The following is a 25,682-nucleotide window of genomic DNA, read 5'->3' as shown; positions in this document are numbered from 1 at the left end:
CGTTATTGTTTCGATTCGGTGCTGGCGTTTTCCTGGCTGGAGGAAATTGCGCGTGCTTTGATACCCGGATGTATGCGTTGCAAACCGGAAACGATCACCCGATCGCCAGCTTGCAAACCAGAGGTAACAACCCACTGATTTCCGATAGCTTTGGTAGCGTTAATTTCGCGTAACTGCACGACATCGTCTTTATCCAGAATGAGTGCCGTCGCTTTACCCTGAGCGTTGTGAGTAACGCCTTCCTGCGGCACCAGTAACACATTCTGGCGACTACCTTCATCCACTAACGCTGTGACGTACATGCCTGGCAGTAAGTCACCATTTGGATTGGGGAAGATCGCGCGCAACGTGACGGAACCCGTGGTTTCATCTACTGTCGGGTCGGAAAATTTCAGCGTGCCGGTCTGGCTGTAACGTTTGCCATTTTCCAGATTAAGCTGCACAGGCGTACTGCCCTGAACCTGCTTGATCTGCCCACTGGCGACCTCTTCTTTCATGCGCAAAAAATCCTGCACCGACTGCGTGAGATCGACATAAATCGGATCCAGACGCTGCACAGTGACCAGGGAATCAGCTTGATTAGCAGTAACTAATGCGCCGACGGTTACCGACGATTTTCCGCTGACGCCCGTAATCGGCGAGGTGACATTCGCGTATTGCAGATTGATCGTCGCCTGCTCAACAGCCGCTTTGGCGACGGTGACATTGGCTTCTGCCTCATTCAGTTGGGTGCGCGCGGTGTCGTAATCCTGACGGCTAACGTAGTTGGTCTTCAGCAACGATGCCTGGCGGTTAAAGGTGATGCGGGCATTGCTGGCGGTGGAGAGAGCTTTCGCCAGCGAACCTTTGGCGGAGTTCAGCTCTGCCTGTAAGGGCGCGGGGTCAATCTGATACAGCGAGTCGCCCTGGTTAACTTTATCGCCTTCGATAAAGTTGCGTTTAATGATAATGCCGCCCACCTGGGGACGTATCTCAGCAACTTCATAAGGAACTGTTCTGCCGGGCAGTTCGCTCATCACATTGACCGAACCGGGAGAGAGTGTCACCACACTCACTTCAGGTGTCATGGCGGCGGCATTTTCCGTCGATTTGTCATCGCAGGCGGTGAGTATCGCGCCGCAGAATAACAACGGTATTAACAGTATTCTTTTTCTGTTCATTTTAGTCCCTGAAAACTCGTGAGAAATAACGGTTCTTTGAATTACGCGTGGGGTGAGGTATGAGGGATTTACAGACCAGCGGCATAATGCAAGTCATGAGGTTGTAAGCCAGCGAGGAAGCATGTAGGCAGAGTGACCAATATTGTGACGTTAATGGCAAAAAAAATGTTGCCGTTCTGCCGACAGTCTCTGTCTGCATCCGGGCAACGAAGGTTTCTACTGGTGGATACATAAACCAGGGGAATAAGTTCGTTTTCGCTTCTCCTTGGGTTATCACCGGGAGTAATGGAGTCAGCATTTGCATCCCTCGTCATGCCAGCCATTAATTTCAGACAATTATCGCTGGGTCACATCGGCTCCTTATTAAAAATAAGAAGAAATTCCCAGAGTCACGATGTCGCTCATACGTCTCAGTTTCAGCTTGTACATGATATTGAATTTCTGGATCTTTAACGTTTGCTGCGAAATATTCAGTGTTGATGTGATATTACTTTCATTTTTGTTTTTCAGAATCAGTTGCATAATTTTGAATTGATTATGCGAGAAACATAATTGAGAATTCTTATGGGGTAAGTGTTTTCCATAAGTAATATCAATCAGGTTTTTAATACTTTCTTTGCGGCTGATAAAATAAATAGGCGACTGACTTTTCAGTTTACTGATGTGATAAGGTGCCAGAACAATGATTCTTTCGGCATCTAATTTCTCAAGAAACTTAATAGCTTCTTCATCAAGGATATGATTATGATAGGTATCAATGATCACCTTGAATGGTTTGTTGCCTATGCTTTTGAGCTCTGACAGGGAATTGATTTTTATCATTTCGTGATTATCTTTCAACTGCAAAAAGCCCTGTAAAAGAAAAGAATCCTTCGTCATGAGAAAAATCATAACTTGCTCCTTAGCCGTTATCGTTTCGAACATGTTGTCCCTTTCATTATTTACATCCATGTCCGAATATGGTGTTCAATATAGTAAACGCCTATAAGAACCTTGCCCTTCGTGAACTAATACGTCTATTAACACTAATCAAAACTTCAGATTTAGCCATCATCTGGTCCATATATTGATCCTAGGTAAGATTCCTGGTTGTTATTGATTTGTAATTAATAAACAAAACATTAACACGCTGCGGACTTCTACCCAAGAATAAGTTATAAATAATCCATTTGTGATCTCTGAAGAATATTACTAAAGTTAAAGCGTAATCCGATTTAAATATTGAGTCTCCTTGTTTCTATTTAAGCTGGCAATTGGATTGCCAGCTTTCTTTTAGCGCATTGATAGTGAAAAAATAAACTCTGGAATATTCGTTTATCTACCCATAGCATCGATGTTTATGGAAGCTTCAGTTCACTTTCTCACAGCACTTCTAAAACATTAAACCTGACAACGAAAAATATCAGCCATGATAATGTTTGAAATGGCTAATTCGGCGTGAAATAAATAAAAAAAACAAAAATTTCAGATAGTTGATTTAATCGCTGTGCGCGATTTATTTCAATGATAGTACGTGTTTTATCAAGGTAGCCATGCGGTGATGTAGGTGTTAGCTGCCTCATAATCATTGTGCGTAACTATGAGGCAGGCTAAAAAATAGAGCGGAGATACGTCGGCTAGTTATTATTTTTTAACGAACAAACTAGCAAAACTGAACAGGCTGGCGGCGCTAAATATGAGTTCGATCCCTACCAGGGTAGATACCAATGTCACAGAAACCATTGGTGTTGCGCCAAGGAATATCCAGGCAATGACGATATCCAGCACACCAATAACGAGTTGTAGCCAGCTACCTTTCATTGAACGCTGACGATACCAGCTCATCAGGCGAATAACCCCTGCGACGCAGAACAGACCCGCAATAAACGCTGCAATGGCGAAAATCCCTAGTTCCGGTGCGCGGATAAAGAAATAGCCGATCAATAAATAGGCTACAGCCACGAGGAACCCCGATAATACAGGCCAGAAATTATGACTGCGGTTGCTGAATAATCCAACAATAAGTGCAATACCAGAGCAGATTAATAATACGCCAACTACCGTGCTTAGAATATCACCAGAAACAAACGGGAAACTGATACACAGTAAACCGACGATGAATAGCAGTACAGCAATAAACTGGATCGCTCTACGATGCTTCTTAAGCATATCCAGATCAAACTTCAAAATTGTTGCCTTATCTATATATAACATAGAACCACCCTATAAATTTAAGAAGGAAAACCCCTGCTATCAATCTATGCCAAAAATGCATCTGAGAATGCAGTTGATTTAATAAAAATTTCCTAATTACTGTGCGTGATGACCATGTAACCTATTGTATTAGAATAAAAATATCTGATTTTGATATTTTGTCTCAACATGACATACCCAGAAAACCAGGTTATAACCTCAATGTCGAAATTGATTCGTGACGGCTCTTTCACTTTATAGTTGAGGATATTACGATGAAAAAAGTATTAGGCGTTATTCTTGGTGGTCTGCTTCTTCTGCCTGTAGTGAGCAATGCAGCCGATGCGCAAAAAGCAGCTGACAATAAAAAACCTGTCAACTCCTGGACCTGTGAAGACTTCCTGGCTGTAGACGAATCCTTCCAGCCGACTGCTGTCGGTTTTGCTGAGGCTCTGAATAATAAAGACAAACCGGAAGATGCGGTTTTAGATGTTCAGGGTATTGCAACCGTAACCCCTGCGATCGTTCAGGCTTGTACCCAGGATAAAAAAGCCAGCTTTAAAGATAAAGTTAAAGGCGAATGGGACAAAATTAAGAAAGATATGTAATTACGGGAATGCGTTACATCGTATTTCCTTAAATATTGAACAGGCCGGAATATCTTGCTTATAAAGCAGGTAATCCTCCTGTTCATATATCAATTATTTATTGAATGGGTTGTAAAATGAATATTGCATCTCTACGTAAAGCCATTGTTTTCGTTGGCGCTGTAGCGGCACTGTCACTGGTTAATGCGCAATCTGCGATGGCGGCTAATGAATCTGCTAAAGATATGACTTGTCAGGAATTTATTGACCTGAATCCGAAAGCGATGACACCTGTTGCATGGTGGATGCTGCATGAAGAAACGGTTTATAAAGGTGGCGATACTGTAACCTTAAATGAAACCGACCTGACTCAGATTCCTAAAGTGATTGAATATTGTAAGAAAAATCCGCAGAAAAATTTGTATACCTTTAAAGATAAATTGGCAAATGTCCTGCCGAATTAACAGGAATAAAGCAAAAAGGAGTAGCAAGCCGAGCCATCTTGCTGCTCCTTTTTGCGTTTTTATATGACTACCGAATTTATTATTCGTTTGATCCTGACCGCAATTGCTTGTGGTGCTATTGGCATGGAAAGGCAAATGCGCGGCAAAGGAGCCGGGTTACGCACACATGTCTTGATTGGTATGGGCAGCGCGCTGTTCATGATTGTGTCGAAATATGGTTTTGCTGATGTGCTGGCCTTGGATCATGTCGGTCTTGATCCCAGCCGTATTGCCGCTCAGGTCGTCACTGGCGTCGGATTTATCGGTGCGGGGAACATCCTCGTTCGCAATCAAAATATTGTCGGTTTAACTACCGCTGCGGATATTTGGGTAACGGCAGCCATCGGTATGGTGATTGGTAGCGGCATGTATGAACTGGGGATTTACGGTTCCGTGATGACCTTGCTGGTGCTGGAAGTCTTCCATCAATTAACCTTCCGCCTGATGAACAAAAATTACCATTTACAGCTGACGTTAGTGAACGGTAATACGGTATCAATGCTCGACTGGTTTAAGCAGCAAAAAATAAAAACAGATTTAGTTTCGTTGCAGGAAAATGAAGATCATGAAGTGGTTTCCATTGATATCCAGCTTCATGCCACGACATCGATAGAAGAGCTGTTGCGATTATTAAAAGGCATGGCAGGGGTGAAAGGCGTTTCAATTAGCTAATCTGTATCGTTATTTATTCGGCAGGAGTACCAGAGCGGTACTCCTGTTGGTTTTAATGATCGAGGACGATCAGTGGTGAATGGTTAGCCGGATCTTTTAGCACGGTAATATCCGCGCCATAGAGCATTGTCAGCGCCTGCTGTGTCAATACGTCCTGCGGTTTGCCATTTGCAACAACCTTTCCTTTTTGCATCAAAACAACACGGTCAGCATAACGGGCTGCAAGATTAAGATCGTGCAATACGCAGCAGACGTTAAATTGCCGTTCGCGAACCAACTGGCGTAATAAACGAAACAGATGTTGTTGATGGTGAATATCCAGCGCCGACGTTGGTTCATCAAGAAATAACCATTTCGGTGAGGGAACTGGTTCCCAGAGTTGCACCAGCAGGCGAGCCAATTGCACACGCTGTTGTTCACCGCCGGATAATTGCCGGTAGTCGCGGTTAGCGAGTGCCTGACAGTCGCATAACGCCATAATCTGCACCGTTTCACCGCTCTGATTGCCGGTACGATGTGGATGCCGCCCCATCTGGATCACTTCCTTTACGCTGAATGGAAACGCCATGTGGCTATTTTGACGCATCACGGCCCGGTGTTTCGCTAGTTCGGTGATTGACCATTCATTTAATGGCTTATTAAACAACCGGCATTCGCCGCTATCTGGTTGAAGATAGCCGGTTAGCTGGCGAAGCAACGTGGATTTTCCCGCGCCATTAGGGCCGAGAATGGCAACAATTTCTCCGCCGGGAAAAGTCAGCGAGACATTGTCAGTCAGACGCCGTCCCTGAAGGCTATAAACCAGGTTCTGGGCGCTGATCATGTGATCCTCCGGTTGCGCAGAATCAACCACATAAAATAAGGGCCGCCAAGCAGGCTGGTTAATAATCCCACGGGCATTTCTGCTGGCTGTACTAGCGTGCGGGCAAGTGTGTCTGCCATCAGCAATAAACAGGCGCCGGCGAGGGCGGAACAAGGGATTAACCAGCGGTGATTTGCCCCGGTCGTCATGCGAATCAGATGTGGGATCACCAGGCCTATAAAACCGATAATGCCACTTACCGATACGGCAGCGCCAACAAGCAGTGAGCTAATCAACAGTAATTGCTGGCGTTTACGTTTAACGTTCACGCCGAGGTAGTGGGCTTCTTCATCACCAAGTTGCAGCAAATTTAGCGTTCCGGCGAGACAGGTTGTCGCGATAATGGCTGGCAGAATGAATGAACTGGCGACCAATAACGTCGGCCATTGCGCCTGTCCAAGATTGCCCATCATCCACAGTGTGAGTTGTCGTAGCTGCTGTTCATCGCCGATATAGCTCAGTACGCCAATCGCCGCACCGCACAGGGCGTTGATGGCGATCCCGGCCAGTAACAATTGCATCATGCTGCCATCGCGATGGCGCTGCGTGATGAGAAAAATGATGGTGCAGACCACTAAACTACCGGCGATGGCAAATACCATTTGCTCATAGAGCACCAGCATCACCGGGAAGGAAAAGGGCAGCACAATAGCAACGCCAACCATTAATGCCGAACCGCTACTGACGCCGAGTAATCCAGGGTCAGCCATGGGGTTGCGAAAAAGCCCCTGCATAATCACCCCGGCGGTTGCCAACGCTGCGCCTACCAGCACTGCCAGTAAAACGCGAGGCAGGCGAATATTCAGCCAGATATCGAGGTATTCCTCATCAAAAAGGGCATCAAAACTGATCTTTAACGCTCCCTGACTGGCGCCGAACAGCACCAGGGCAAGCAATAAGAGTGATAGCCCCATAAAGACACTGGCGGAAGACAATGAATCCTTGAGCACGCAAAACTCCATTACGACATTACGGCGCGGATATTCCGCGCCGGGAGGGGATTACGCCGGTTTCAGATCTGGTTCAATCAGACTGTAGATCTGCTTGTTGAGTGTCGGCTGACTGGCCAGTTCAGCAATATGTGTAGCGACATCGGCACGGCGGACAAAACCATGACATTCCTGATTTTGTATCCGTAACGCTTTGCCCGTTGCTGCGCCATCAAGCAGACCGCCTGGACGGAGAATGGCGTAGTCAAGTTGGCTGGTTTGCAGCCAGCTTTCCGCCAGCGTTTTTTCCCGTACCGCCTGACCAAACGCGGCTTTGGCGCGATCTGATAAAAACGGCCAGCTATCTCCGCATCCCAAAGAGGTCACCAGAATCATGCGCTTGATACCGGCTTTTTCGGCCTCATCAATCACTGTTCTGTGCGCCAGATAATCCTGTGCGCCACCCATTGTTGAGATGACAAGCGCATCCGGGCCAGCCGCGCGGCAGGCCGCTGCGACCACGCTGGCATCACAGGCATCGCCTGTAAAAACCTGCACACCTTGTTGTGCCAGTTTCTTGGCTGCATCGGCATGACGAACGACAGCAACGACCGGACGTTGTTCCGCCAGCGCCAGTGCAAGCGTTCTGGCTCCAACTCCCTTTCCGCCTGCGCCAAAGAGTAGCCACGGCGTCATCAGGCATGTTCCTTCAGAGATGCCGCCAGAGCATGGAAGGCGCTGACTTGTTCGCTCAGGAGCTGACGATGGTCATCCCTGCCGAGGAAGATTTTCAGCATGGCGCTGCCTTCCTTATTGAAAAAGAGAATAGAGGCGGTGTCCATGCCCATGAATTTACGTTCGATCAAGGCAATATGTGTGCAGTTTTCTGCTTTGATGTGCCCGGACATGCCGTGCTTTCCGCGTAGGTTGAAATAGCCGTGACGATGGAAACCCGAAGGCAGTTCGCCGCTAAATTCGAGGATCACATCGGCAGTATGCACCAGCGTGGTGACGTTGCCCCATTCGCAGACGGTATCCCAGACAGTATCGAATTTATCGCCTGACACGACCGTCGGAGAGGGCAGATTTTTCACTACCTCCAGCAGTGTGGTGTTGTATTGTTCGGCGATCGCTTCCAGCGTACCGTCTGGCTCCGTTTTCAAAAATTCCTGTAACGAGACATGGCTCATAAATCACTCCTGTTATGGTTTTCCACGCACAATCGCTGGCGCATTAAGTACCTGAATCAGTTCATTAAGAGACTGCAAAATATTGCTTGCCCAGAAACGACCTTCATTAGTCAGCCGCAGGCAAGTTGAAGCATCGCGGCTTAAGCCTTTTTGGTGCCACTGAGCCAGTAACGGCGCGAGTTTTTCGGCATGTGGCGTAAGTTCGTCCAGTGATACACGCGCCGTTTCAATGCCCGACTGCAAGGTATGACGCCACTGCGCGTTACGTTCGGCGTTACGCATGATCATCATCAGCGGTTTTTTGCCTGCCGCGACGGATTCATGCCAGGTCTGAAGGTTGCGTTCGTTCATCCAAGAGTAACCATTAATCGAACCGCCTGCGCCAGAACCAAAGGCCAGACAATCGGCACCCTGTTTAATCAGCAGGTTATAGAGATTACGTTCGCGTGTAGTACGACCCCAGTGGCTGTTACTGATGCAGCGCCAGCCGGCATCGTCCATGAAGTCACACCCTTGCAGATAGAGATCGCGACGTTCTGCCGGAGAGGGCACGGTAGTGCGCCCATTTTCCACGGCTTTGCCCAGCGGCGTGTTGGGCAGGACATTGAGCGCATAGAGATCAACGCCATCGAGACCGATATCGCGGGCAATAGTCAGATCTTCTCCCCAGGTTTGCGCATCCTGACCTGGCAGGCCGAATAACAGATCGCACACCACCGCAGCACGGTCGCGTTTGACCAGGCTTTCCATAAACGCAATGGCGGTCGGACCATCAGAGGTGCGTGCCATTTTCTTGCGGATATTGCTGTTAAATGACTGAATACCAATAGAAAAGCGATTTGCTCCTGCGTCAAGGCAAGCGTCGATTCGGTCAGCGTCAAAATTCAGTACCCGGCCTTCAATGGTGATTTCACAATCGGGTGCCAGCGGTAATTTCTCTCGTAGTGTGGTGATGATTCTGGACAAATCGCGCGCAGAGAGCGCAGAAGGCGTGCCGCCACCGAAATAGACTGCGTGGATGGGCGCGGACTGATGCAATACACTGTCCGCCTCCAGCTCGATTTCTCGAATCAGGGCATCGGTATAATGAGCGCACGCATCTTCGTTAAAACGATTTTGATAAAAACCACAAAACGTGCAGTGTGTCGCGCAAAAAGGAATATGCAGATAAACCAGTCGCTTACGAGGTGAAGTCGTTTGACCGATCATCTCTTGCCAGGTTTGTGCCAGTTGTTCTTTGGCGACCGGAATGGCTCCACGAAATGGCATCATGGCGCGCCTGTCTTTAAATGGCTGGTCTCCGTCTAAAGCAAAATGTGGCGTGAGATCCAGGGTGTTTTTCATGTTCATACGTCTGATTTAAATCCGTTTATTGCGGCCAAAGCTGCTGGTGTAAAGACTCAACGACATCAGCAATACGCGGGCCCATTCCCAGAATCAGGTTTTGATCAACGGTGATAATGCGCTGGTTTTTCCATGCGGCGGTGTGGGTAATTCCGGCAATAGAACGCAGCCGATTAATATCGCCATCGACCATTTGTGAGGTGACGACAATCACTTCAGGGTTAGCCGCAATCAGCGATTCCGCGCTGTAGCTTTTGTACTGCTGGTGGGTAGCGACGTTTTCTGCACCGGCAAGCGAAAGAATGGCGTCTGCGACGCTGCCTTTACCGGCAACCTGTGGCGCACTGCCGCCTGCGGAGAGAATAAACATCGCTTTAACCGGGGCTTTTTTGGCCGCCACGTTTTGCTGTACTCGCTCCAGGCGTTGGTTGATCTGTGTCACCAGCGCGTCGCCTTGTTCAGGAACCTGTAGCGTTTTTGCCAGTTGACGAATGTTGGCGTACATCTGCTCAAGGGTGGCAGGCACTCGCGGCAGGGTGACGACGTTGACTTTCTGCGCCCGTAGTTGGTCGAGCACAATTTGTGGCCCGGCATCCTGCCAGGTAATTACGCTATTCGGGCGAAGTGACAAAATGCCTTCGCTGCTTAGTTGTTTCCAGTAACCAATATGCGGCAGTTTGGCGGTTTCTGGTGGATAAGATGTTGTTTCATCGACACCAACCATGCGGTTACCAGCACCCATCGCGTAGATCAGTTCCGTCAGTGACCCTCCAGCAACCACGATACGTTCGGTCGCCGTTGCGCTAAAAGCCCAGCTAAGAGCCAGTACTGCCATAAACAGTTTTTTCATGGAACTTCGTTTTACCGTGGTCTTCGCGGCAGAGGCCACGGCTGAAATGCATAACGTTAGTGGGGAACAAAGATACGGCCTGGTGGTGATCCTTGGCATCATATTGAGAACTCTTATCAAATTGAGAATGATAATGATTATCATTTGAGTTATATATGAAATTCCACCACCGATTCAATACGCAAGGCGTTACAAGCGTATTTATTTTTGATTTTTATCAAGATGATTCGTCAGCTAACGTTCTTTGCAACGGCTGAATTTCGGGGCGAGAAAAAGGTGAAACTCCAGCAATGTCGCGGGTTGTAGGGCAAAAAAATAGAAAAATTATTGCAGTTAACGACAAAGATTTGTTACGGCACGGTGGGACGAATTGTGACAAGGACGCTGCGGTTGATGAGAGATAAACAGATTCTTTAACCCCCTGTTTAGTGTGTTAATAGCGGTTAAAAAAAGCTTGATCATAAAAAAATGATCGATAATAATTCTCATTATCAAGTTGGTATTTAACAAAATATGATCATATGGATAATGAAATTATAACTTTCGTGAGGGATAACGCACGGCACTCTTCACTTCAGACGTGGTGTACCACCCGGCCTGATAAGAGGGCTTGTATTTGCGCAATTGTCAGAAATATCAGGTAATTTCACGGGATATAAACGCCAATTAACTCACCTGGCTAATACTATCACCTTGAATCGTAAATAAATTTATTTTCGCCAGCCACCCCGGTTTTTACCCAGGCAGCCAGCATTTTTTATTTTCCTCATGGAGAATCGCTATGTCACGTCCGCAATTTACCTCGTTGCGCTTGAGTTTGTTGGCTTTGGCTGTTTCCGCCAGCTTGCCGACGATTGCTTTTGCTACTGAAACCATGACTGTTACTGCAACGGGGAATGCCCGAAGTTCCTTCGAAGCGCCAATGATGGTCAGCGTTATCGACACTTCCGTCCCTGAAAACCAAACGGCCACTTCTGCCACCGATCTGCTGCGCCATGTTCCTGGGATTACTCTTGATGGTACGGGACGCACGAATGGTCAGGATGTGAATATGCGTGGTTATGACCATCGCGGTGTGTTGATCCTTGTCGATGGTGTTCGTCAGGGAACCGATACTGGACACCTGAATGGTACTTTCCTCGATCCGGCGCTGATCAAACGCGTTGAGATTGTCCGTGGTCCTTCGGCATTACTGTATGGCAGTGGCGCGCTGGGAGGGGTTATCTCCTACGATACGGTCGATGCAAAAGATTTATTGCAGGAAGGGCAAAGCAGTGGTTTTCGTGTCTTTGGCACTGGCGGCACGGGAGACCATAGCCTGGGATTAGGCGCGAGCGCGTTTGGGCGAACTGAAAATCTGGATGGTATTGTGGCCTGGTCCAGCCGCGATCGTGGTGATTTACGCCAGAGCAATGGTGAAACCGCGCCGAATGACGAGGCTATCAACAACATGCTGGCGAAAGGAACCTGGAAAATTGATTCTGCCCAGGCTCTGAGCGGGTTAGTGCGTTATTACAATAACGACGCGCGTGAACCAAAAAATCCGCAGACCGTTGAGGCTTCTGATAGCAGCAACCCGATGGTTGATCGCTCAACGATTCAACGTGATGCGCAGCTTGCTTATAAACTCGCTCCGTTGGGCAACGACTGGTTAAATGCCGATGCAAAAGTTTACTGGTCGGAAGTCCGTATTAATGCGCAGAACACGGAGAGTTCCGGCGAGTATCGTGAACAGACGACAAAAGGTGCCAAACTGGAGAACCGTTCCACTCTGTTTGCCGATAGTTTTGCCTCTCACCTGCTGACATATGGCGGTGAGTATTATCGTCAGGAACAGCATCCTGGCGGTGCGACGACGGGGTTCCCGCAAGCGAAAATCGATTTCAGCTCCGGTTGGCTGCAAGATGAGATAACCTTACGCGATCTGCCGATTACCCTGCTTGGCGGAACCCGCTATGACAGTTATCGCGGTAGCAGCGACGGCTACAAAGATGTGGATGCCGACAAATGGTCATCTCGTGCGGGGATGACTATCAACCCGACCAACTGGCTGATGTTATTTGGCTCGTATGCGCAGGCATTCCGCGCCCCGACGATGGGTGAAATGTATAACGATTCTAAGCACTTCTCGATTGGTCGCTTCTATACCAACTATTGGGTGCCGAACCCGAATTTGCGTCCGGAAACCAACGAAACTCAGGAGTACGGCTTTGGGCTGCGTTTTGATGACCTGATGTTGTCCAATGATGCCCTGGAATTTAAAGCCAGCTACTTTGATACCAAAGCGAAGGATTACATCTCCACGACCGTCAATTTCGCGGCGGCGACGACCATGTCGTATAACGTCCCGAACGCCAAAATCTGGGGCTGGGACGTGATGACGAAATATACCACTGATCTGTTTAGCCTTGATGTGGCCTATAACCGTACCCGTGGCAAAGACACCGATAGCGGTGAATATATCTCCAGCATTAACCCGGATACTGTTACCAGCACCCTGAATATTCCCATTGCCCATAGTGGCTTCTCTGTCGGTTGGGTCGGTACGTTTGCCGATCGCTCAACACATGTCAGCAGCAGTTACAGTAAACAACCGGGCTACGGCGTGAATGATTTCTACGTTAGCTATCAAGGACAGCAGGCGCTCAAAGGCATGACCACCACTCTGGTACTGGGCAACGCCTTCGATAAAGAGTACTGGTCGCCGCAGGGTATCCCGCAGGATGGTCGTAACGGAAAAATTTTCGTGAGTTATCAATGGTAATCATCTGCCCCGATATTTCGGGGCGTTTATCTGGAAGGAAGAGAGACAATGAACCACTACACACGCTGGCTTGAGTTAAAAGAACAAAATCCCGGAAAGTACGCGCGTGACATCGCAGGTTTAATGAATATTAGCGAAGCAGAACTGGCATTTGCGCGCGTCACGCACGATGCGTGGCGGATGCGTGGCAATATTCGTGAAATTCTGGCAGCACTGGAAAGCGTTGGCGAAACCAAATGCATTTGCCGGAACGAATATGCTGTTCATGAGCAGATAGGTGCTTTCACGAACCAGCATTTGAACGGTCATGCCGGATTAATACTCAACCCGCGCGCGCTGGATTTACGACTGTTTCTCAATCAGTGGGACAGTGTTTTCCATATAAAAGAAACCACGACTCGCGGCGAACGCCAGAGTATTCAGTTCTTTGATCATCAGGGCGATGCGTTACTGAAAGTTTATGCTACCGACAATACCGATATGGCGGCATGGAATGAGCTTCTGGCACGGTTTATCACCGATGAGAATACGCCGCTTGAGTTAAAAGCCGTTGATGCGCCAGTTGTTCAAACGCGAGCCGATGCCAGTGTGGTCGAGCAAGAGTGGCGGGCGATGACCGACGTTCATCAGTTTTTTACGTTGCTCAAGCGCCACAACCTGACTCGCCAGCAGGCGTTTAATCTGGTGGCAGACGATTTGGCCTGCAAAGTACCCAATAGTGCGCTGGCGCAGATACTGGAATCCGCCCAGCAAGATGGTAATGAGATCATGGTATTTGTTGGCAACCGTGGTTGCGTACAGATCTTCACCGGTGTGGTTGAAAAAGTGGTGCCGATGAAAGGCTGGCTGAATATTTTCAACCCAACGTTTACTCTTCACCTTTTAGAGGAGTGCATTGCTGAAACCTGGGTAACTCGTAAACCCGCCAGCGATGGCTACGTAACCAGTCTGGAATTGTTTGCCCATGACGGTACGCAGATTGCGCAGCTCTATGGTCAACGTACAGAAGGCGAACAGGAGCAAGCGCAATGGCGTAAACAGATTGCGGCATTGACGCAGGAAGGTGTTACTGCGTAAAGCGTAATTGTGCGGAGGTCTGGCGGTCGCCGGGCCTCTTTATAAATATCAGCTGGCGAGTTCAGACCAGATAATCAATATGTTGATGACGTACCAGTTCGTTGATCCGCTTAAGGTTGAGAATCATCATAATATTGTGTTTATGGCAGTAGAATGTTTTCAGCGAAATTTTTAATTTTCCCAGAATATCTTCCGTCGTCATTTGATTAGCAATGCAGGTCAGAACCTGATGTTGTTTGCATGAGAGTGACACATCCGCTTCTGGCACAGAACAGTAACTGCCATTAAGCAGCGCGACAAAGTCAATAATCGTAATATTTCTCTGGACAAAAGTTACCGGGACTTTTCCCAGACAGCGTTTAATATTAAACGGTGAGAAAACAATGACATGAACAGGCTTCAGATGTTCAATTTTGTTGAATATTGAAGAATGAAAGACATTATTCATTAACGTGTCAATAATCACTAAGGCATTCTGATGCAATGTTAAGTCGATCTCTTCCTCGTTCTGTATATGAACGACATTACCCTTACTTAAAATATTTTTCATCGCGGTGAAAAACATTGTATCCCTGGTAATTATAAGAAACATAACCGACTCCTGTTGCGGACATTAACTTTATAATCAGGTCGCCAAAGGTAATAAATAGAGAGGATATTATAATTATTGTTATATATAAATATTCATACTAAAGATGCAGATATTTGAAAAATATCTGCATCTTTAAACTAAATCATTTCACCAGTTCTGGCGTTACCTGGCTAACCGCATTAGTGTAGTAAGGTGCGCCCCAGCCTGGTTCAGGCCAGAATGCGCCGTAGCCGTAATCCCACAGGTTGTAGGTGGTGTTGACCACTTCTCTCAAATGCCACACCTGAATACCTTGTACATTCACGTCAACGAAGTTATATGGGACTTTATTGATAAATCCAGGTTGTTCTCCCTGAATTGTGCCGAGAACAGTAACAAAGTGATTACGATAGTTCACTGGGTCAAGGAAGCCATTTTGTCTGGCGAGCAGGCGACCTTGATAGTTGGCTTCAATGTCAGGTTTGGCATAGCTATCCAGCGGTAATACGGCGATTTCTAACAACGTATCAGTTTTGCCGTTAATAACGTTGATAACCTTACCGCCAAAGCGTGCCTGTTGCCCAACATACAAATTCGGTTGGTTATGAACAGCAACAAAACTTTTTTGAATATCAGGTTGATTATTGCCTTTAATATTTTGCGGAATCGAACTACATGCGGCAAGAAAAAATGAAAGGCTGAAGATGAGTGCACCTTTTGTCTTGTTCATGTTACTATCCTTATCAACAAATGTTAAAACCATAATAGATATTTCTTTATAGTTTTCATCCGATTCTTAGGCGATATGCCTGATAGTAACGTAAACCTGTCTGATATTTATATCCTTGAATATTAGTCCCGGATAGCATTGACATATGATGTTATTATCCGTCTCTTCGTAATATTAGTTCTTTATTTAATTATTATAATGAGTTTATTTTTTTATCTCATGTTACATGGAGTGCTAATTATTAGCATTGTGGTGATAACCATTTATTCAAATGGAAACTATTTATCTTCGAGGGCAGGAAGCGCAATTTACTGAGATTGCACGATCTCGCATCCGGTAAGAAATGATACGCTCTTCGTCAGAGATTGGGGGGCACAGCCACCCCCCTTTGTTTATTTTAATCGTTGACCCGAATCATCAACCACTTTTTCACCGTCTTCCTTGGTAAACGCCCCTTTCTGAGTATCTGGCAGGATCTCCAGCACCACTTCCGAAGGACGGCACAGCCGGGTTCCCAGCGGCGTCACCACAATCGGGCGATTAATCAGAATCGGGTACTGAAGCATAAAGTCGATTAACCGATCGTCAGTAAATTTATCTTCCGCAAGGCCCAGCTCCTCATACGGCTCGACGTTTTTACGCAGCAGCGCGCGTACGGTAAGCCCCATATCGGCAATAAGTTTGACCAATTCATCGCGCGTTGGCGGTGTTTCCAGATAATAGATAATGGTCGGTTCTGTACCGCTGTTGCGGATCATCTCCAGCGTATTACGCGACGTACCGCAGGCCGGGTTGTGATAAATGGTAATGTTGCTCATATCAGTATCTCATTACAAAGTAAAAGAGAGACGAAGCGCCAGCGCGGCGAGTGTCACAAACAGCACAGGCAGGGTCATGAGAATCCCTGTGCGGAAGTAATATCCCCAGGTAATCGTCATATTCTTCTGCGAAAGTACGTGCAGCCAGAGCAGCGTCGCCAGGCTACCAATTGGGGTGATTTTCGGCCCCAAATCGCAGCCAATCACGTTGGCATAAACCATCGCTTCTTTGATAACGCCAGATGCCGTGCTGCCATCAATGGACAACGCGCCAACCAGTACCGTCGGCATATTGTTCATAATAGAAGAGAGGAAGGCGGTGAGGAATCCGGTGCCCAGCGTCGCGGCCCACAGGCCGTTATCCGCCAGCACGTTGAGTACGCCAGAAAGATATTCCGTTAACCCGGCATTGCGCAGGCCATAAACCACCAGATACATACCGAGCGAGAAGATGACAATCTGCCAGGGCGCACCGCGCAGCACTTTACCCGTATTGATAGCATGACCGCGTTTAGCGACTACAAACAAAATCAGCGCACCCACCGCCGCAATGGCGCTTACCGGAATGCCGAGTGGTTCCAGGACGAAAAATCCCACCAGCAGAAACAGTAAAACAACCCAGCCAGTTTTGAAGGTGGCAGGATCTTTAATCGCTTCTGCGGGAGATTTCAGCAGCGCCATATCGTAGTTCTGCGGAATATCTTTGCGGAAATAGAGATGCAACATCACCAGCGTGGCAACAATCGCGGCGATATCCACCGGCACCATCACCGATGCGTATTCGCGAAAGCCAAGACCAAAGAAATCAGCGGAAACGATATTCACCAGGTTGGAGACAATAAGCGGCAGGCTGGCGGTATCGGCAATGAATCCGGCCGCCATCACGAACGCCAGCGTAGTGCCTTTGCTGAACCCTAACGCCAGCAGCATGGCGATGACAATCGGCGTTAAAATAAGCGCCGCGCCATCATTGGCAAACAGAGCTGCAACGGCGGCGCCGAGCAGGACAATCCAGGTAAACAACAGGCGACCGCGTCCATTGCCCCAGCGTGAAACGTGCAGCGCCGCCCATTCGAAAAAGCCGGATTCATCCAGCAGCAGACTGATGATAATAACGGCAATAAATGCGGCAGTTGCATTCCAGACGATATTCCACACCACCGGAATATCGCCCGGATGAACCACGCCTGTAACTAACGCCAGTATTGCGCCCAGCGTCGCACTCCAGCCGATGCTTAAACCTTTCGGTTGCCAGATAACCAATACAATGGTCAGGACAAAGATAGCGCCTGCCAGTAACATAATGCCTCCCGGATAAAACACATGCGAAAATTCATATGTGTTTAGCTAAATTTTTTAACTGCAAATGTTCTTACTGTCTACGGAACAATTTTGTCGAGCCAGGTTGCGGACAATCGCCTGAACCTTTTCCTGTTCACATCGCCAGGCCTCATCAATAATTTTCGCCGCCCATGCTGGAATATGCGGCGATAGGCGGTAATGAACCCACTTACCTTGCTTGCGATCCAGCAATAAACCGCTTTCCCTCAGCAATGCCAGGTGGCGTGAGATCTTGGGCTGCGACTGATTCAGGGCAGTACAGAGATCACACACGCATAACTCACCCATCTCACTGAGCAGTAATACGATGCCCAGGCGGGTCTCATCGGCAAGAATTTTGAAGAGTTGGATGGGTAACAGAATTGACATATTGCGCTCCTGATTGTTGCAGGTAGTGTCTCTCTTCGAAGCGGATAAGTCAAAAACATATATGACTTAACGAATGTGTAAGTGCAGAAGATGGTAATAGGTGTGAATTTTGAGTTGGCTATTCATTTGAAAGGAGGTCTGAATCAGGACGTAAAAAAACCGACTTTGCGTCGGTTTTTTACTTTCCAGCCCTGAGTTGGTGGCTCTGGCTGGAGTGAGAATGCCCACATCTAACTTTTCCATGCTATTACCTTAAAAGAGACATTGCAAGGTTATGCTGGTTATTTAGCCTAATTACACTGTATGATTATCCAGTTAGCTCTGAGGCATTTTCACTCTGGTAATGCGCATAAACGCTTTCAAAGTCCTGGTCAGAAGTACGGGTGGTGCCGTTAACTGATGCTCTGGCCGGAGTGAGAATGCCCACATCTAACAATGGGACATGCGCCGTGACAGGCAGTGGATGAGTAAGCGGATGCATTCTCACTCCATCGCATGGAGAAAACGGGTGATTGATAAAGCAATCATCGTTCTTGGGGCGTTAATTGCGCTGCTGGAACTGATCCGCTTTCTGCTTCAGCTTCTGAACTGATAGCGGAAACGTAACTAAGGGCAAAGAGCACACCACTCTTTGCCCTTTAACATTTAACGCATGGTGACGAACTCTTCTGCCGCCGTCGGGTGAATGGCGACGGTGTTGTCGAAGTCTTTTTTTGTCGCCCCCATCTTCAGCGCCACCGCGAAGCCCTGCAACATTTCGTCCATGCCAAAACCAATGCCGTGAATACCGACAATCTTCTCTTCCGATCCAACGCACACCAGCTTCATGCGGCACGGCTGGCGGTGAGTGGTGACGGCGGTATACATGGCGGTGAAAGAGGATTTATACACTTTCACCTGATCGTCGCCGTACTGCTCGCGCGCCTGCGGCTCCGTTAAACCAACAGTACCAATCGGCGGATGGCTGAAGACCACGGTCGGAATGTTGCTGTAATCCAGATGCTCATCCGGCTTGTTATTAAACAGGCGTTCAGAGAGACGGCGACCTGCCGCTACCGCGACCGGCGTCAGTTCCACTGCGCCTGTGTTATCGCCCACCGCGTAAATACCTTCAACGTTGGTATTTTGATATTTATCGACGACGATATAGCCTTTTTCGTTGGTTTTAACGCCAGCGGCTTCGAGGTTGATGTTGTCATTGGCAGGTTCACGGCCAATCGCCCAAATCAGGCAATCTACCGTTTCACTGCGACCATCTTCCAGCTCCAGCGTCAGGCTGCCATCGGCATTTTTCACCACCGCTTTCGGGATGGCGTTAGTGTGCAGTTGCGGGCCTTCGGCGTTCATCACTTCGACCAGCGTTTCGGAGATCATCGGGTCAAAGCTGCGCAGCGGCGCGTGTTTACGCACAAACAGATGCGTCTTCGCGCCGAGGCCGTTAATCACGCCAGCCAGTTCAACGGCGATGTAACCCGCACCAACAACCGCTACACGCTCTGGCAAAGCGGGTAGGGCAAAGAAACCATCGGAATCAATGCCGTATTCCACGCCCGGAATATCCGGGTGGCTTGGACGACCACCGGTGGCGATCAGAATATGATCGGCCGTAATGGTTTCACCGTTAACTTCCAGCGTTCTGGCATCAACGAAGCGAGCAAAGCCCTTGATTACATCAACGTTATTTTTACCGAGTACGTTTTCATAGGAAGTATGAATACGGTCGATATAGGCGGTACGGCTGGCGATCAACGTTTCCCAGTTGAACTTATTGATGGTGGTATCAAAGCCATAATCCGGGCCGTACATGTGGATCGCTTCGCGGATTTGCGCCGCGTGCCACATCACTTTTTTCGGCACGCAGCCGACGTTCACGCAGGTGCCGCCCAGTTCTTTGGCTTCAATCAGCGCGCATTTCTGACCGTACATAGCCGCGCGGTTGATGGAGGCGATACCGCCGCTGCCGCCGCCGATGGCGATGTAATCATAGTGTTTAGTCATGACATATTGTCCTTATCGTTGATTACCGCGATTGTAGCGCGAGACGTAATAGGTGCCAGCGATGGTTGCAATTACTCCGGCACGATCCAGCTTACGGTGGCGTGCCCGGTGCCTGCCGGAACCAGTTTGCTGTGCAGCCACGGCAGCACGTTGTTCATTTGCTGCTCCAGCTTCCACGGTGGATTAATCACAATCATGCCGGAAGCGGTCATACCACGGCGGTCGCTGTCCGGCAGCACCGCCAGTTCAATTTGCAGAATTTTGCGAATGCCGGTCGCTTCCAGGTCGTGGATCATGCGCTTGATCTGCTGGCGCAACACCACCGGATACCATAATGCGTAAGTGCCGGTAGCGAAACGTTTGTAGCCTTCTGCTATCCCGCTGACCACCGCCTGATAGTCGGTTTTCATTTCATACGGTGGGTCGATAAGGATCAGGCCACGACGGGAAACTGGCGGCAGTTTAGCTTTAAGCTGCAGGAAGCCGTCGGCTTTTTCTACGCGCGCACGGCTGTCTTTCTGAAATTCAGAACGCAGCAACGGGAAATCGCTCGGATGTAGCTCGGTCAGTTGCAGGCTGTCTTGTTCACGCAGTAACTGACGGGCAATCAATGGCGAACCGGGGTAGTAACGCAACTGTCCGCTACGGTTGAAGTGTTTTACCACATTGATGTACGGCTCCAGTTCTGCGGGCAAATCGTCCTGCTGCCAGATACGGGCGATGCCTTCGAGATATTCGCCAGTACGCTCGGCGTGTTCGCTGCTTAACTGATAACGCCCGGCACCCGCGTGGGTATCGAGATAGAGAAACGGTTTATCTTTCTCTTTCAGCGACTCGATGATCAGGCTCTGAACGGTATGTTTAAGGACGTCGGCGTGGTTGCCAGCGTGAAAGCTGTGGCGATAACTGAGCATGGGTAAAGGTGTTCCGGTAAGTAAAAATCGGCCCGTATTTGGGGCGCACAAAAGCATATCAGGACAGTATACCGAAAAGAGGACGTCGCCGCGAAAGCGTAACGTTTCTCATTGAAATTCACTACACTTAACCCCATGCTATTACCCATTACGTGTCGGATGGCATCGGCCTATTAACGTAGGCCGGATAAGACGTCTGCGTCGCCTCCGGCGAAAGCGCCTGTGAGCGTTTCGTTCCCTCTATTTAACCAGGACTGTACCTATGACGAATCCGTTACTGACTCCCTTTGAATTGCCTCCGTTTTCTAAAATTCTCCCGGAACATGTCGTTCCTGCCGTGACTAAGGCGCTGAACGACTGTCGCGAAAATGTGGAGCGCGTGGTAGCGCAGGGGGCACCGTACACCTGGGAAAATCTCTGCCAACCGCTGGCAGAAGTGGACGATGTGCTGGGACGTATTTTCTCCCCGGTCAGCCACCTGAACTCGGTGAAAAATAGCCCGGAGCTGCGCGAAGCCTACGAACAAACGCTGCCGCTGCTGTCAGAATACAGCACCTGGGTAGGGCAACATGAAGGGCTGTATAAAGCGTATCGCGATCTGCGCGATGGCGATCATTACGCCACGCTGAACACGGCACAGAAGAAAGCGGTTGATAACGCACTGCGTGATTTTGAACTGTCGGGCATCGGTCTGCCGAAAGAGAAACAGCAACGTTACGGCGAGATTGCCACCCGTCTCTCCGAGCTGGGCAACCAGTACAGCAACAACGTCCTCGATGCGACGATGGGCTGGACTAAACTCGTTACCGACGAAGCTGAGCTGGCGGGTATGCCAGAAAGCGCGCTGGCTGCAGCAAAAGCCCAGGCCGAAGCGAAAGAACTGGAAGGCTATTTGCTGACGTTGGATATCCCAAGCTACCTGCCGGTAATGACTTACTGCGACAACCAGTCTCTGCGCGAAGAGATGTATCGCGCTTACAGCACACGCGCCTCCGATCAAGGCCCGAACGCCGGTAAGTGGGACAACAGCAAGGTGATGGAAGAGATCCTCGCGCTGCGTCACGAACTGGCGCAATTGCTGGGTTTTGAAAACTACGCCTTCAAATCGCTTGCCACTAAAATGGCAGAAAATCCGCAGCAGGTGCTTGATTTCTTAACCGATCTGGCAAAACGCGCGCGTCCGCAGGGTGAAAAAGAGCTGGCGCAACTGCGTGCCTTCGCCAAAGCCGAATTTGGTGTGGATGAGTTGCAGCCGTGGGATATCGCTTACTACAGCGAAAAACAGAAACAGCACCTCTACAGCATCAGCGACGAACAACTGCGTCCGTACTTCCCGGAAAACAAAGCGGTTAACGGCCTGTTTGAAGTGGTGAAACGTATTTACGGCATCACCGCCAAAGAGCGTAAAGATGTTGATGTCTGGCATCCTGATGTGCGTTTCTTCGAACTGTATGATGAGAACAACGAACTGCGCGGCAGCTTCTACCTCGACCTGTATGCCCGTGAGAACAAGCGCGGCGGGGCGTGGATGGATGACTGCGTAGGCCAGATGCGCAAAGCCGACGGTTCGCTGCAAAAACCGGTCGCTTATCTGACCTGTAACTTCAACCGCCCGGTGAACGGTAAACCGGCGCTGTTTACCCATGACGAAGTGATCACCCTGTTCCACGAGTTCGGTCACGGCCTGCATCATATGCTGACCCGCATCGAAACCGCCGGTGTTTCCGGTATCAGCGGCGTGCCGTGGGATGCGGTCGAACTGCCGAGTCAGTTTATGGAAAACTGGTGCTGGGAGCCGGAGGCGCTGGCGTTTATCTCCGGTCACTATGAAACCGGCGAACCGCTGCCGAAGGAGCTGCTGGATAAAATGCTGGCAGCGAAAAACTACCAGGCGGCGCTGTTTATTCTGCGTCAGCTGGAGTTCGGCCTGTTCGATTTCCGTCTGCACGCGGAGTTCCGTCCTGAACAAGGTGCAAAAATCCTCGAAACCCTGGCAGAAATCAAAAAACTGGTTGCCGTGGTGCCGTCTCCGTCATGGGGCCGTTTCCCACATGCATTTAGCCATATCTTTGCTGGTGGTTATGCAGCAGGTTACTACAGCTACCTGTGGGCTGATGTGCTGGCGGCGGATGCCTTCTCGCGCTTTGAGGAAGAGGGCATTTTCAACCGTGATACTGGACAGTCGTTCCTCGACAACATTCTGAGCCGTGGCGGTTCAGAAGAGCCGATGGAACTGTTCAAACGCTTCCGTGGTCGCGAACCGCAACTGGATGCGATGCTGGAGCACTACGGCATTAAGGGCTGATCATTCAGTGAAAATCTGCTTAATTGATGAATCGGGCGCCGGAGACGGCGCCTTATCTGTTCTGGCGACCCGCTGGGGGCTGGAGCACGATGAAGACAATCTGATGGCCTTGGTGTTAACGCCAGAGCATCTGGAACTGCGTAAGCGTGATGAGCCGAAACTCAGTGGCATTTTCGTTGATTTTGTCGGCGGGGCAATGGCGCACCGACGCAAATTCGGCGGTGGTCGCGGCGAAGCGGTAGCAAAAGCGGTGGGCATTAAGGGCGATTATTTGCCGGATGTGGTGGACGCCACCGCAGGGCTGGGGCGCGATGCCTTTGTGCTGGCTTCAGTCGGCTGCCGAGTGCGGATGCTGGAGCGTAATCCAGTGGTTGCCGCGCTACTCGACGACGGCCTGGCGCGTGGTTATGCGGATGCGGAAATCGGCGGCTGGTTGCAGGAGCGGTTGCAGTTAATTCACGCCTCCAGCCTGACGGCGCTAACCGATATTACCCCACGCCCGCAAGTGGTCTATCTTGACCCGATGTTCCCACATAAGCAGAAAAGCGCGCTGGTGAAGAAAGAGATGCGAGTGTTTCAGTCGCTGGTGGGGCCGGATCTCGATGCCGATGGGTTGCTGGAGCCTGCGCGGCAACTGGCGACCAAACGTGTGGTGGTAAAGCGCCCGGACTACGCGCCGCCGCTGGCAAACATTGCCACACCGAACGCGGTTGTCACCAAAGGGCATCGCTTTGATATTTATGCCGGAACGCCGGTGTAAAAGTGAAAACGGGTAGCGTTATAGCTACCCGTTTTTCTGCAAGAATCATCAATGGCTTTCCGGCGTCTCAATCATTCGTTTCAGCCAGGGCACCATCATCAGCATCACTACTGCAACGCCCAGCGTGACCAGACCAATCTTACCAAACACGTTGGTGTAGACAGGTAACGTCTCAAGCGGATCGGTAATGTTGTCTGGCACTGCGGTAAATGTTGCCACATAGCCGCCGAGTAAGAACGCGGCAGCCTGCGTCAGAAACCACATTCCCAGAATAAAGCCCATCAAATGCTGTGGCACCAGAGCAGCAACCATCGCCAGACCCAGGGCGCTAATAAACAGTTCACCCAGGCTCTGGAACAAGTAAACCAGCACGATAAACCACGGCGATGTCAGCCCCTGCGCATCAGCAAACCACATTCCCGCAGCGGCGGCAGTCAGAAATCCCAGCGAGCACATAAACATGCCGAGAGTAAATTTCATCGGCATCGAGAGGTCTTTGCCTTTGTTACCCAGATGCGTGTAAATGCCCGCCAGTATTGGGCTGGCGAGTACCACCCAGAACGGGTTAAGCGCCTGGAAGCTGACCGGGTTGATGGAAAAACCGAGAATTTCATGATGTACGTTGTTGATGGCAAAGAAGTTCAGCGACGTTGGCATCTGGGCATAGAGGATGTAAAACACCACCGCTTCGAGCATCAGGACAAAGGCGACAAACATTTTATTGCGCCCGGTTTTATCCAGCTTGAATGCCTGACGGAAGAAGATAATGGTGACGACGATGGAGAGGGCGATCAGCACCAGATTGGCGACTTCTACGTTGTGCATCAGCCATGCACAGACGAAGATCATCACTACGCTGCCAATCAACACGTACAACAGTTTGCCGAAGTTCAGTGGTCGGAAGTCAGGATCTGAACCAATATCTTGCACCATCCCGCGACAGGCGATGTAGACCAGTAGCGCGACAATCAGACCTGCCCCGCACAGGTTATAGGTTACGGAATAACCAAATCTATCGGCAATCACGGGTGCCAGCGACAACGCCACCAATGAACCAATATTGATCGACATGTAAAACAGTGTGAAAGCACCATCCAGACGCGGATCTTTCGGTGGATAGCATTTAGAAAGCAGGCTTGCCGGGTTGGCTTTAAACAAGCCGTTACCGACGGCAATAGTCCCCAGGGCGATGAAAATCAGATCAGGCTTAAGTAGTGACATTCCGGTCATGAAGTAGCCAATCGCCAGCACAATCGCCCCAAGAACAATGGTGCGTTTAGTCCCAAGCAGGTGGTCGCCGACATAGCCGCCAATGGAGATAAGTCCATAGACCAGCGCAGCAAAAGCGCCAAAGGTAACAAAGGCCTGCTCTTGTGAGAATCTGAGCTGTTTAACGAAGAAAACCGCCAGCACGCCTTGCACGCCGTAGTAGCCGAATCGCTCCCATAATTCGACAAAAAAGATCATGAAAAATGGGCGAGGTTGTTGCAGCATCCCAGTGGGTGTTGTTGTATTCATATTTATTAACCTTCCAATACCATCCTGAAAAGTATGAACGCGTAAGTGGTTGCACGCGAAAGATTTTACAGATGTCTAAGATTTTTAATATTGATGTGGTAAATAGTTATATGCACTATTTCGACAGAAAGTAACCAGCTAATCATGCTGGTTGTTTGAAGTAAGATGGTTTTACATTCTGATTTTTGAGATGCTGAAAATTTGGATAGCCCTGGGTATCTATGAGCCTGCTGGCCGCATCTGGAAAA

27 protein-coding genes and 1 pseudogene are annotated in these 25,682 nt (G+C 49.3%); 9 read left to right on the top strand and 19 right to left on the bottom strand.

From position 1 onward, the window contains the following. Nucleotides 1-2: 2 nt before the first annotated feature. Nucleotides 3-1,112, bottom strand: a complete 1,110-nt coding sequence (gene mdtE, locus A7098_RS18250) for a multidrug transporter subunit MdtE (RefSeq protein ID WP_309245663.1) — start codon at nucleotides 1,110-1,112, stop codon at nucleotides 3-5. Between the two features lie 107 nt (nucleotides 1,113-1,219). Between mdtE and A7098_RS24405 the strand changes: the two are divergent. After that, nucleotides 1,220-1,486, top strand: a pseudogene (locus A7098_RS24405) (hypothetical protein). Nucleotides 1,487-1,523: 37 nt separating this feature from the next. On the opposite strand, the gene gadE reads toward A7098_RS24405, so the two are convergent. Both gadE and hdeD read right to left on the bottom strand, forming a co-directional pair. After that, nucleotides 1,524-2,051, bottom strand: coding sequence for an acid resistance transcriptional activator GadE (gene gadE, locus A7098_RS18240; protein ID WP_000576683.1), 528 nt, complete (start codon nucleotides 2,049-2,051; stop codon nucleotides 1,524-1,526). Nucleotides 2,052-2,783: 732 nt separating this feature from the next. Further along, nucleotides 2,784-3,353: an acid-resistance protein HdeD gene (hdeD, locus tag A7098_RS18235; protein ID WP_000965661.1), complete on the bottom strand. Its 570-nt coding sequence runs from the start codon at nucleotides 3,351-3,353 to the stop codon at nucleotides 2,784-2,786. Nucleotides 3,354-3,607: 254 nt separating this feature from the next. Between hdeD and hdeA the strand changes: the two genes are divergently transcribed. From hdeA to A7098_RS18220, 3 genes are all read left to right on the top strand, one after another. After that, nucleotides 3,608-3,940, top strand: a complete 333-nt coding sequence (gene hdeA, locus A7098_RS18230) for an acid-activated periplasmic chaperone HdeA (protein ID WP_000756548.1) — start codon at nucleotides 3,608-3,610, stop codon at nucleotides 3,938-3,940. A 116-nt stretch (nucleotides 3,941-4,056) separates the two neighbouring features. Next, nucleotides 4,057-4,383, top strand: coding sequence for an acid-activated periplasmic chaperone HdeB (hdeB, locus tag A7098_RS18225; protein WP_105281226.1), 327 nt, complete (start codon nucleotides 4,057-4,059; stop codon nucleotides 4,381-4,383). 63 nt (nucleotides 4,384-4,446) lie between these two features. Then, on the top strand, nucleotides 4,447-5,094 hold the full coding sequence (locus A7098_RS18220) for an MgtC/SapB family protein (protein ID WP_024165148.1): 648 nt from the start codon (nucleotides 4,447-4,449) through the stop codon (nucleotides 5,092-5,094). A gap of 52 nt (nucleotides 5,095-5,146) precedes the next feature. On the opposite strand, the gene A7098_RS18215 is transcribed toward A7098_RS18220, so the two are convergent. The 6 genes from A7098_RS18215 to shuT are packed head-to-tail and all read right to left on the bottom strand — an operon-like array spanning nucleotide 5,147 to nucleotide 10,368. Continuing rightward, nucleotides 5,147-5,917, bottom strand: a complete 771-nt coding sequence (locus A7098_RS18215; protein ID WP_000622313.1) for a heme ABC transporter ATP-binding protein — start codon at nucleotides 5,915-5,917, stop codon at nucleotides 5,147-5,149. Beyond that, nucleotides 5,914-6,906, bottom strand: coding sequence for a heme ABC transporter permease ShuU/ChuU (gene shuU / locus A7098_RS18210; protein ID WP_206748916.1), 993 nt, complete (start codon nucleotides 6,904-6,906; stop codon nucleotides 5,914-5,916). The genes A7098_RS18215 and shuU overlap by 4 nt, the downstream gene beginning before the upstream one ends. 51 nt (nucleotides 6,907-6,957) lie before the next feature. Next, the gene (chuY, locus tag A7098_RS18205) at nucleotides 6,958-7,581 is read right to left on the bottom strand and encodes an anaerobilin reductase (protein ID WP_105281224.1); all 624 of its coding nucleotides are present in this window, start codon (nucleotides 7,579-7,581) and stop codon (nucleotides 6,958-6,960) included. Continuing rightward, a complete protein-coding gene (gene hutX / locus A7098_RS18200) occupies nucleotides 7,581-8,075 on the bottom strand; it encodes a heme utilization cystosolic carrier protein HutX (RefSeq protein WP_000020032.1) in 495 nt (164 codons plus the stop codon). The genes chuY and hutX overlap by 1 nt, the downstream gene beginning before the upstream one ends. Before the next feature lie 12 nt (nucleotides 8,076-8,087). Next, nucleotides 8,088-9,425, bottom strand: a complete 1,338-nt coding sequence (hutW, locus tag A7098_RS18195; protein ID WP_032226720.1) for a heme anaerobic degradation radical SAM methyltransferase ChuW/HutW — start codon at nucleotides 9,423-9,425, stop codon at nucleotides 8,088-8,090. A 19-nt stretch (nucleotides 9,426-9,444) separates the two neighbouring features. Beyond that, complete coding sequence (gene shuT / locus A7098_RS18190; RefSeq protein WP_105281231.1) at nucleotides 9,445-10,368, bottom strand: heme ABC transporter substrate-binding protein ShuT; 924 nt, start codon at nucleotides 10,366-10,368, stop codon at nucleotides 9,445-9,447. Nucleotides 10,369-11,143: 775 nt separating this feature from the next. On the opposite strand from shuT, the gene chuA reads away from it, so the two are divergent. Together chuA and chuS are read left to right on the top strand one after the other, a co-directional pair. Further along, a complete protein-coding gene (gene chuA, locus A7098_RS18185) occupies nucleotides 11,144-13,033 on the top strand; it encodes a TonB-dependent heme/hemoglobin receptor ChuA/ShuA (RefSeq protein WP_309245662.1) in 1,890 nt (629 codons plus the stop codon). A gap of 48 nt (nucleotides 13,034-13,081) precedes the next feature. Next, nucleotides 13,082-14,110, top strand: coding sequence for a hematinate-forming heme oxygenase ChuS (gene chuS / locus A7098_RS18180; RefSeq protein ID WP_105281222.1), 1,029 nt, complete (start codon nucleotides 13,082-13,084; stop codon nucleotides 14,108-14,110). Nucleotides 14,111-14,171: 61 nt separating this feature from the next. Here chuS and A7098_RS18175 read toward each other — a convergent pair whose 3' ends face one another. The 7 genes from A7098_RS18175 to A7098_RS23995 all read right to left on the bottom strand — a co-directional run bounded on the left by A7098_RS18175 (nucleotide 14,172) and on the right by A7098_RS23995 (nucleotide 18,420). Continuing rightward, nucleotides 14,172-14,702: a helix-turn-helix transcriptional regulator gene (locus A7098_RS18175; protein ID WP_105281221.1), complete on the bottom strand. Its 531-nt coding sequence runs from the start codon at nucleotides 14,700-14,702 to the stop codon at nucleotides 14,172-14,174. 142 nt (nucleotides 14,703-14,844) lie between these two features. Beyond that, on the bottom strand, nucleotides 14,845-15,411 hold the full coding sequence (gene slp / locus A7098_RS18165; RefSeq protein WP_001044201.1) for an outer membrane lipoprotein Slp: 567 nt from the start codon (nucleotides 15,409-15,411) through the stop codon (nucleotides 14,845-14,847). A 392-nt stretch (nucleotides 15,412-15,803) separates the two neighbouring features. Continuing rightward, on the bottom strand, nucleotides 15,804-16,229 hold the full coding sequence (gene arsC / locus A7098_RS18160; RefSeq protein ID WP_105281219.1) for a glutaredoxin-dependent arsenate reductase: 426 nt from the start codon (nucleotides 16,227-16,229) through the stop codon (nucleotides 15,804-15,806). 12 nt (nucleotides 16,230-16,241) lie between these two features. Further along, nucleotides 16,242-17,531 carry an arsenite/antimonite:H(+) antiporter ArsB gene (gene arsB / locus A7098_RS18155; protein WP_105281218.1) on the bottom strand — a complete coding sequence of 430 codons (1,290 nt, stop codon included), beginning with the start codon at nucleotides 17,529-17,531 and terminating at the stop codon, nucleotides 16,242-16,244. Nucleotides 17,532-17,585: 54 nt separating this feature from the next. Further along, complete coding sequence (gene arsR / locus A7098_RS18150) at nucleotides 17,586-17,939, bottom strand: As(III)-sensing metalloregulatory transcriptional repressor ArsR (RefSeq protein WP_032226715.1); 354 nt, start codon at nucleotides 17,937-17,939, stop codon at nucleotides 17,586-17,588. Nucleotides 17,940-18,005: 66 nt separating this feature from the next. Continuing rightward, complete coding sequence (locus tag A7098_RS23860; protein WP_157943560.1) at nucleotides 18,006-18,182, bottom strand: hypothetical protein; 177 nt, start codon at nucleotides 18,180-18,182, stop codon at nucleotides 18,006-18,008. A 64-nt stretch (nucleotides 18,183-18,246) separates the two neighbouring features. Then, the gene (locus A7098_RS23995) at nucleotides 18,247-18,420 is read right to left on the bottom strand and encodes a hypothetical protein (protein ID WP_172906457.1); all 174 of its coding nucleotides are present in this window, start codon (nucleotides 18,418-18,420) and stop codon (nucleotides 18,247-18,249) included. Between the two features lie 27 nt (nucleotides 18,421-18,447). Between A7098_RS23995 and dinQ the strand changes: the two genes are divergently transcribed. Next, nucleotides 18,448-18,531, top strand: coding sequence for a damage-inducible type I toxin DinQ (dinQ, locus tag A7098_RS18140; RefSeq protein WP_001295215.1), 84 nt, complete (start codon nucleotides 18,448-18,450; stop codon nucleotides 18,529-18,531). Between the two features lie 53 nt (nucleotides 18,532-18,584). Here dinQ and gorA read toward each other — a convergent pair whose 3' ends face one another. Together gorA and rlmJ are read right to left on the bottom strand one after the other, a co-directional pair. Next, nucleotides 18,585-19,937 carry a glutathione-disulfide reductase gene (gene gorA / locus A7098_RS18135; protein WP_000160829.1) on the bottom strand — a complete coding sequence of 451 codons (1,353 nt, stop codon included), beginning with the start codon at nucleotides 19,935-19,937 and terminating at the stop codon, nucleotides 18,585-18,587. A 71-nt stretch (nucleotides 19,938-20,008) separates the two neighbouring features. Continuing rightward, nucleotides 20,009-20,851 (bottom strand): 23S rRNA (adenine(2030)-N(6))-methyltransferase, encoded by an 843-nt coding sequence (gene rlmJ, locus A7098_RS18130; RefSeq protein WP_032226712.1) that lies wholly within the window; start codon nucleotides 20,849-20,851, stop codon nucleotides 20,009-20,011. A gap of 262 nt (nucleotides 20,852-21,113) precedes the next feature. On the opposite strand from rlmJ, the gene prlC reads away from it, so the two are divergent. Both prlC and rsmJ read left to right on the top strand, forming a co-directional pair. Next, nucleotides 21,114-23,156, top strand: a complete 2,043-nt coding sequence (gene prlC / locus A7098_RS18125) for an oligopeptidase A (RefSeq protein WP_105281217.1) — start codon at nucleotides 21,114-21,116, stop codon at nucleotides 23,154-23,156. Nucleotides 23,157-23,163: 7 nt separating this feature from the next. Then, the gene (gene rsmJ, locus A7098_RS18120; protein ID WP_105281216.1) at nucleotides 23,164-23,916 is read left to right on the top strand and encodes a 16S rRNA (guanine(1516)-N(2))-methyltransferase RsmJ; all 753 of its coding nucleotides are present in this window, start codon (nucleotides 23,164-23,166) and stop codon (nucleotides 23,914-23,916) included. A gap of 48 nt (nucleotides 23,917-23,964) precedes the next feature. Here the strand turns inward: rsmJ and dtpB are convergent, their stop codons facing one another. Beyond that, nucleotides 23,965-25,434, bottom strand: coding sequence for a dipeptide/tripeptide permease DtpB (dtpB, locus tag A7098_RS18115; RefSeq protein ID WP_105281215.1), 1,470 nt, complete (start codon nucleotides 25,432-25,434; stop codon nucleotides 23,965-23,967). Nucleotides 25,435-25,682: the final 248 nt, after the last annotated feature.

The sequence above is a fragment of the Escherichia sp. MOD1-EC7011 genome (genome assembly GCF_002965005.1).
Lineage (GTDB): Bacteria > Pseudomonadota > Gammaproteobacteria > Enterobacterales > Enterobacteriaceae > Escherichia > Escherichia ruysiae.
The sequence above is the reverse complement of the archived record's forward strand: the minus strand, read 5'-3'. Positions and strand labels throughout refer to the sequence as shown.

Bases quoted from the DNA above. Each gene is read 5' to 3' on its own strand.
- gadE (WP_000576683.1), bottom strand. From the start codon at position 2,051: ATGATTTTTCTCATGACGAAGGATTCTTTTCTTTTACAGGGCTTTTTG.
- hdeD (WP_000965661.1), bottom strand. From the start codon at position 3,353: ATGTTATATATAGATAAGGCAACAATTTTGAAGTTTGATCTGGATATG.
- hdeA (WP_000756548.1), top strand. From the start codon at position 3,608: ATGAAAAAAGTATTAGGCGTTATTCTTGGTGGTCTGCTTCTTCTGCCT.
- hdeB (WP_105281226.1), top strand. From the start codon at position 4,057: ATGAATATTGCATCTCTACGTAAAGCCATTGTTTTCGTTGGCGCTGTA.
- A7098_RS18220 (WP_024165148.1), top strand. From the start codon at position 4,447: ATGACTACCGAATTTATTATTCGTTTGATCCTGACCGCAATTGCTTGT.
- A7098_RS18215 (WP_000622313.1), bottom strand. From the start codon at position 5,917: ATGATCAGCGCCCAGAACCTGGTTTATAGCCTTCAGGGACGGCGTCTG.
- chuY (WP_105281224.1), bottom strand. From the start codon at position 7,581: ATGACGCCGTGGCTACTCTTTGGCGCAGGCGGAAAGGGAGTTGGAGCC.
- hutX (WP_000020032.1), bottom strand. From the start codon at position 8,075: ATGAGCCATGTCTCGTTACAGGAATTTTTGAAAACGGAGCCAGACGGT.
- hutW (WP_032226720.1), bottom strand. From the start codon at position 9,425: ATGAACATGAAAAACACCCTGGATCTCACGCCACATTTTGCTTTAGAC.
- shuT (WP_105281231.1), bottom strand. From the start codon at position 10,368: ATGCCAAGGATCACCACCAGGCCGTATCTTTGTTCCCCACTAACGTTA.
- chuA (WP_309245662.1), top strand. From the start codon at position 11,144: ATGACTGTTACTGCAACGGGGAATGCCCGAAGTTCCTTCGAAGCGCCA.
- chuS (WP_105281222.1), top strand. From the start codon at position 13,082: ATGAACCACTACACACGCTGGCTTGAGTTAAAAGAACAAAATCCCGGA.
- A7098_RS18175 (WP_105281221.1), bottom strand. From the start codon at position 14,702: ATGTTTCTTATAATTACCAGGGATACAATGTTTTTCACCGCGATGAAA.
- slp (WP_001044201.1), bottom strand. From the start codon at position 15,411: ATGAACAAGACAAAAGGTGCACTCATCTTCAGCCTTTCATTTTTTCTT.
- arsC (WP_105281219.1), bottom strand. From the start codon at position 16,229: ATGAGCAACATTACCATTTATCACAACCCGGCCTGCGGTACGTCGCGT.
- arsB (WP_105281218.1), bottom strand. From the start codon at position 17,531: ATGTTACTGGCAGGCGCTATCTTTGTCCTGACCATTGTATTGGTTATC.
- arsR (WP_032226715.1), bottom strand. From the start codon at position 17,939: ATGTCAATTCTGTTACCCATCCAACTCTTCAAAATTCTTGCCGATGAG.
- A7098_RS23860 (WP_157943560.1), bottom strand. From the start codon at position 18,182: ATGGAAAAGTTAGATGTGGGCATTCTCACTCCAGCCAGAGCCACCAAC.
- A7098_RS23995 (WP_172906457.1), bottom strand. From the start codon at position 18,420: ATGCATCCGCTTACTCATCCACTGCCTGTCACGGCGCATGTCCCATTG.
- gorA (WP_000160829.1), bottom strand. From the start codon at position 19,937: ATGACTAAACACTATGATTACATCGCCATCGGCGGCGGCAGCGGCGGT.
- rlmJ (WP_032226712.1), bottom strand. From the start codon at position 20,851: ATGCTCAGTTATCGCCACAGCTTTCACGCTGGCAACCACGCCGACGTC.
- prlC (WP_105281217.1), top strand. From the start codon at position 21,114: ATGACGAATCCGTTACTGACTCCCTTTGAATTGCCTCCGTTTTCTAAA.
- dtpB (WP_105281215.1), bottom strand. From the start codon at position 25,434: ATGAATACAACAACACCCACTGGGATGCTGCAACAACCTCGCCCATTT.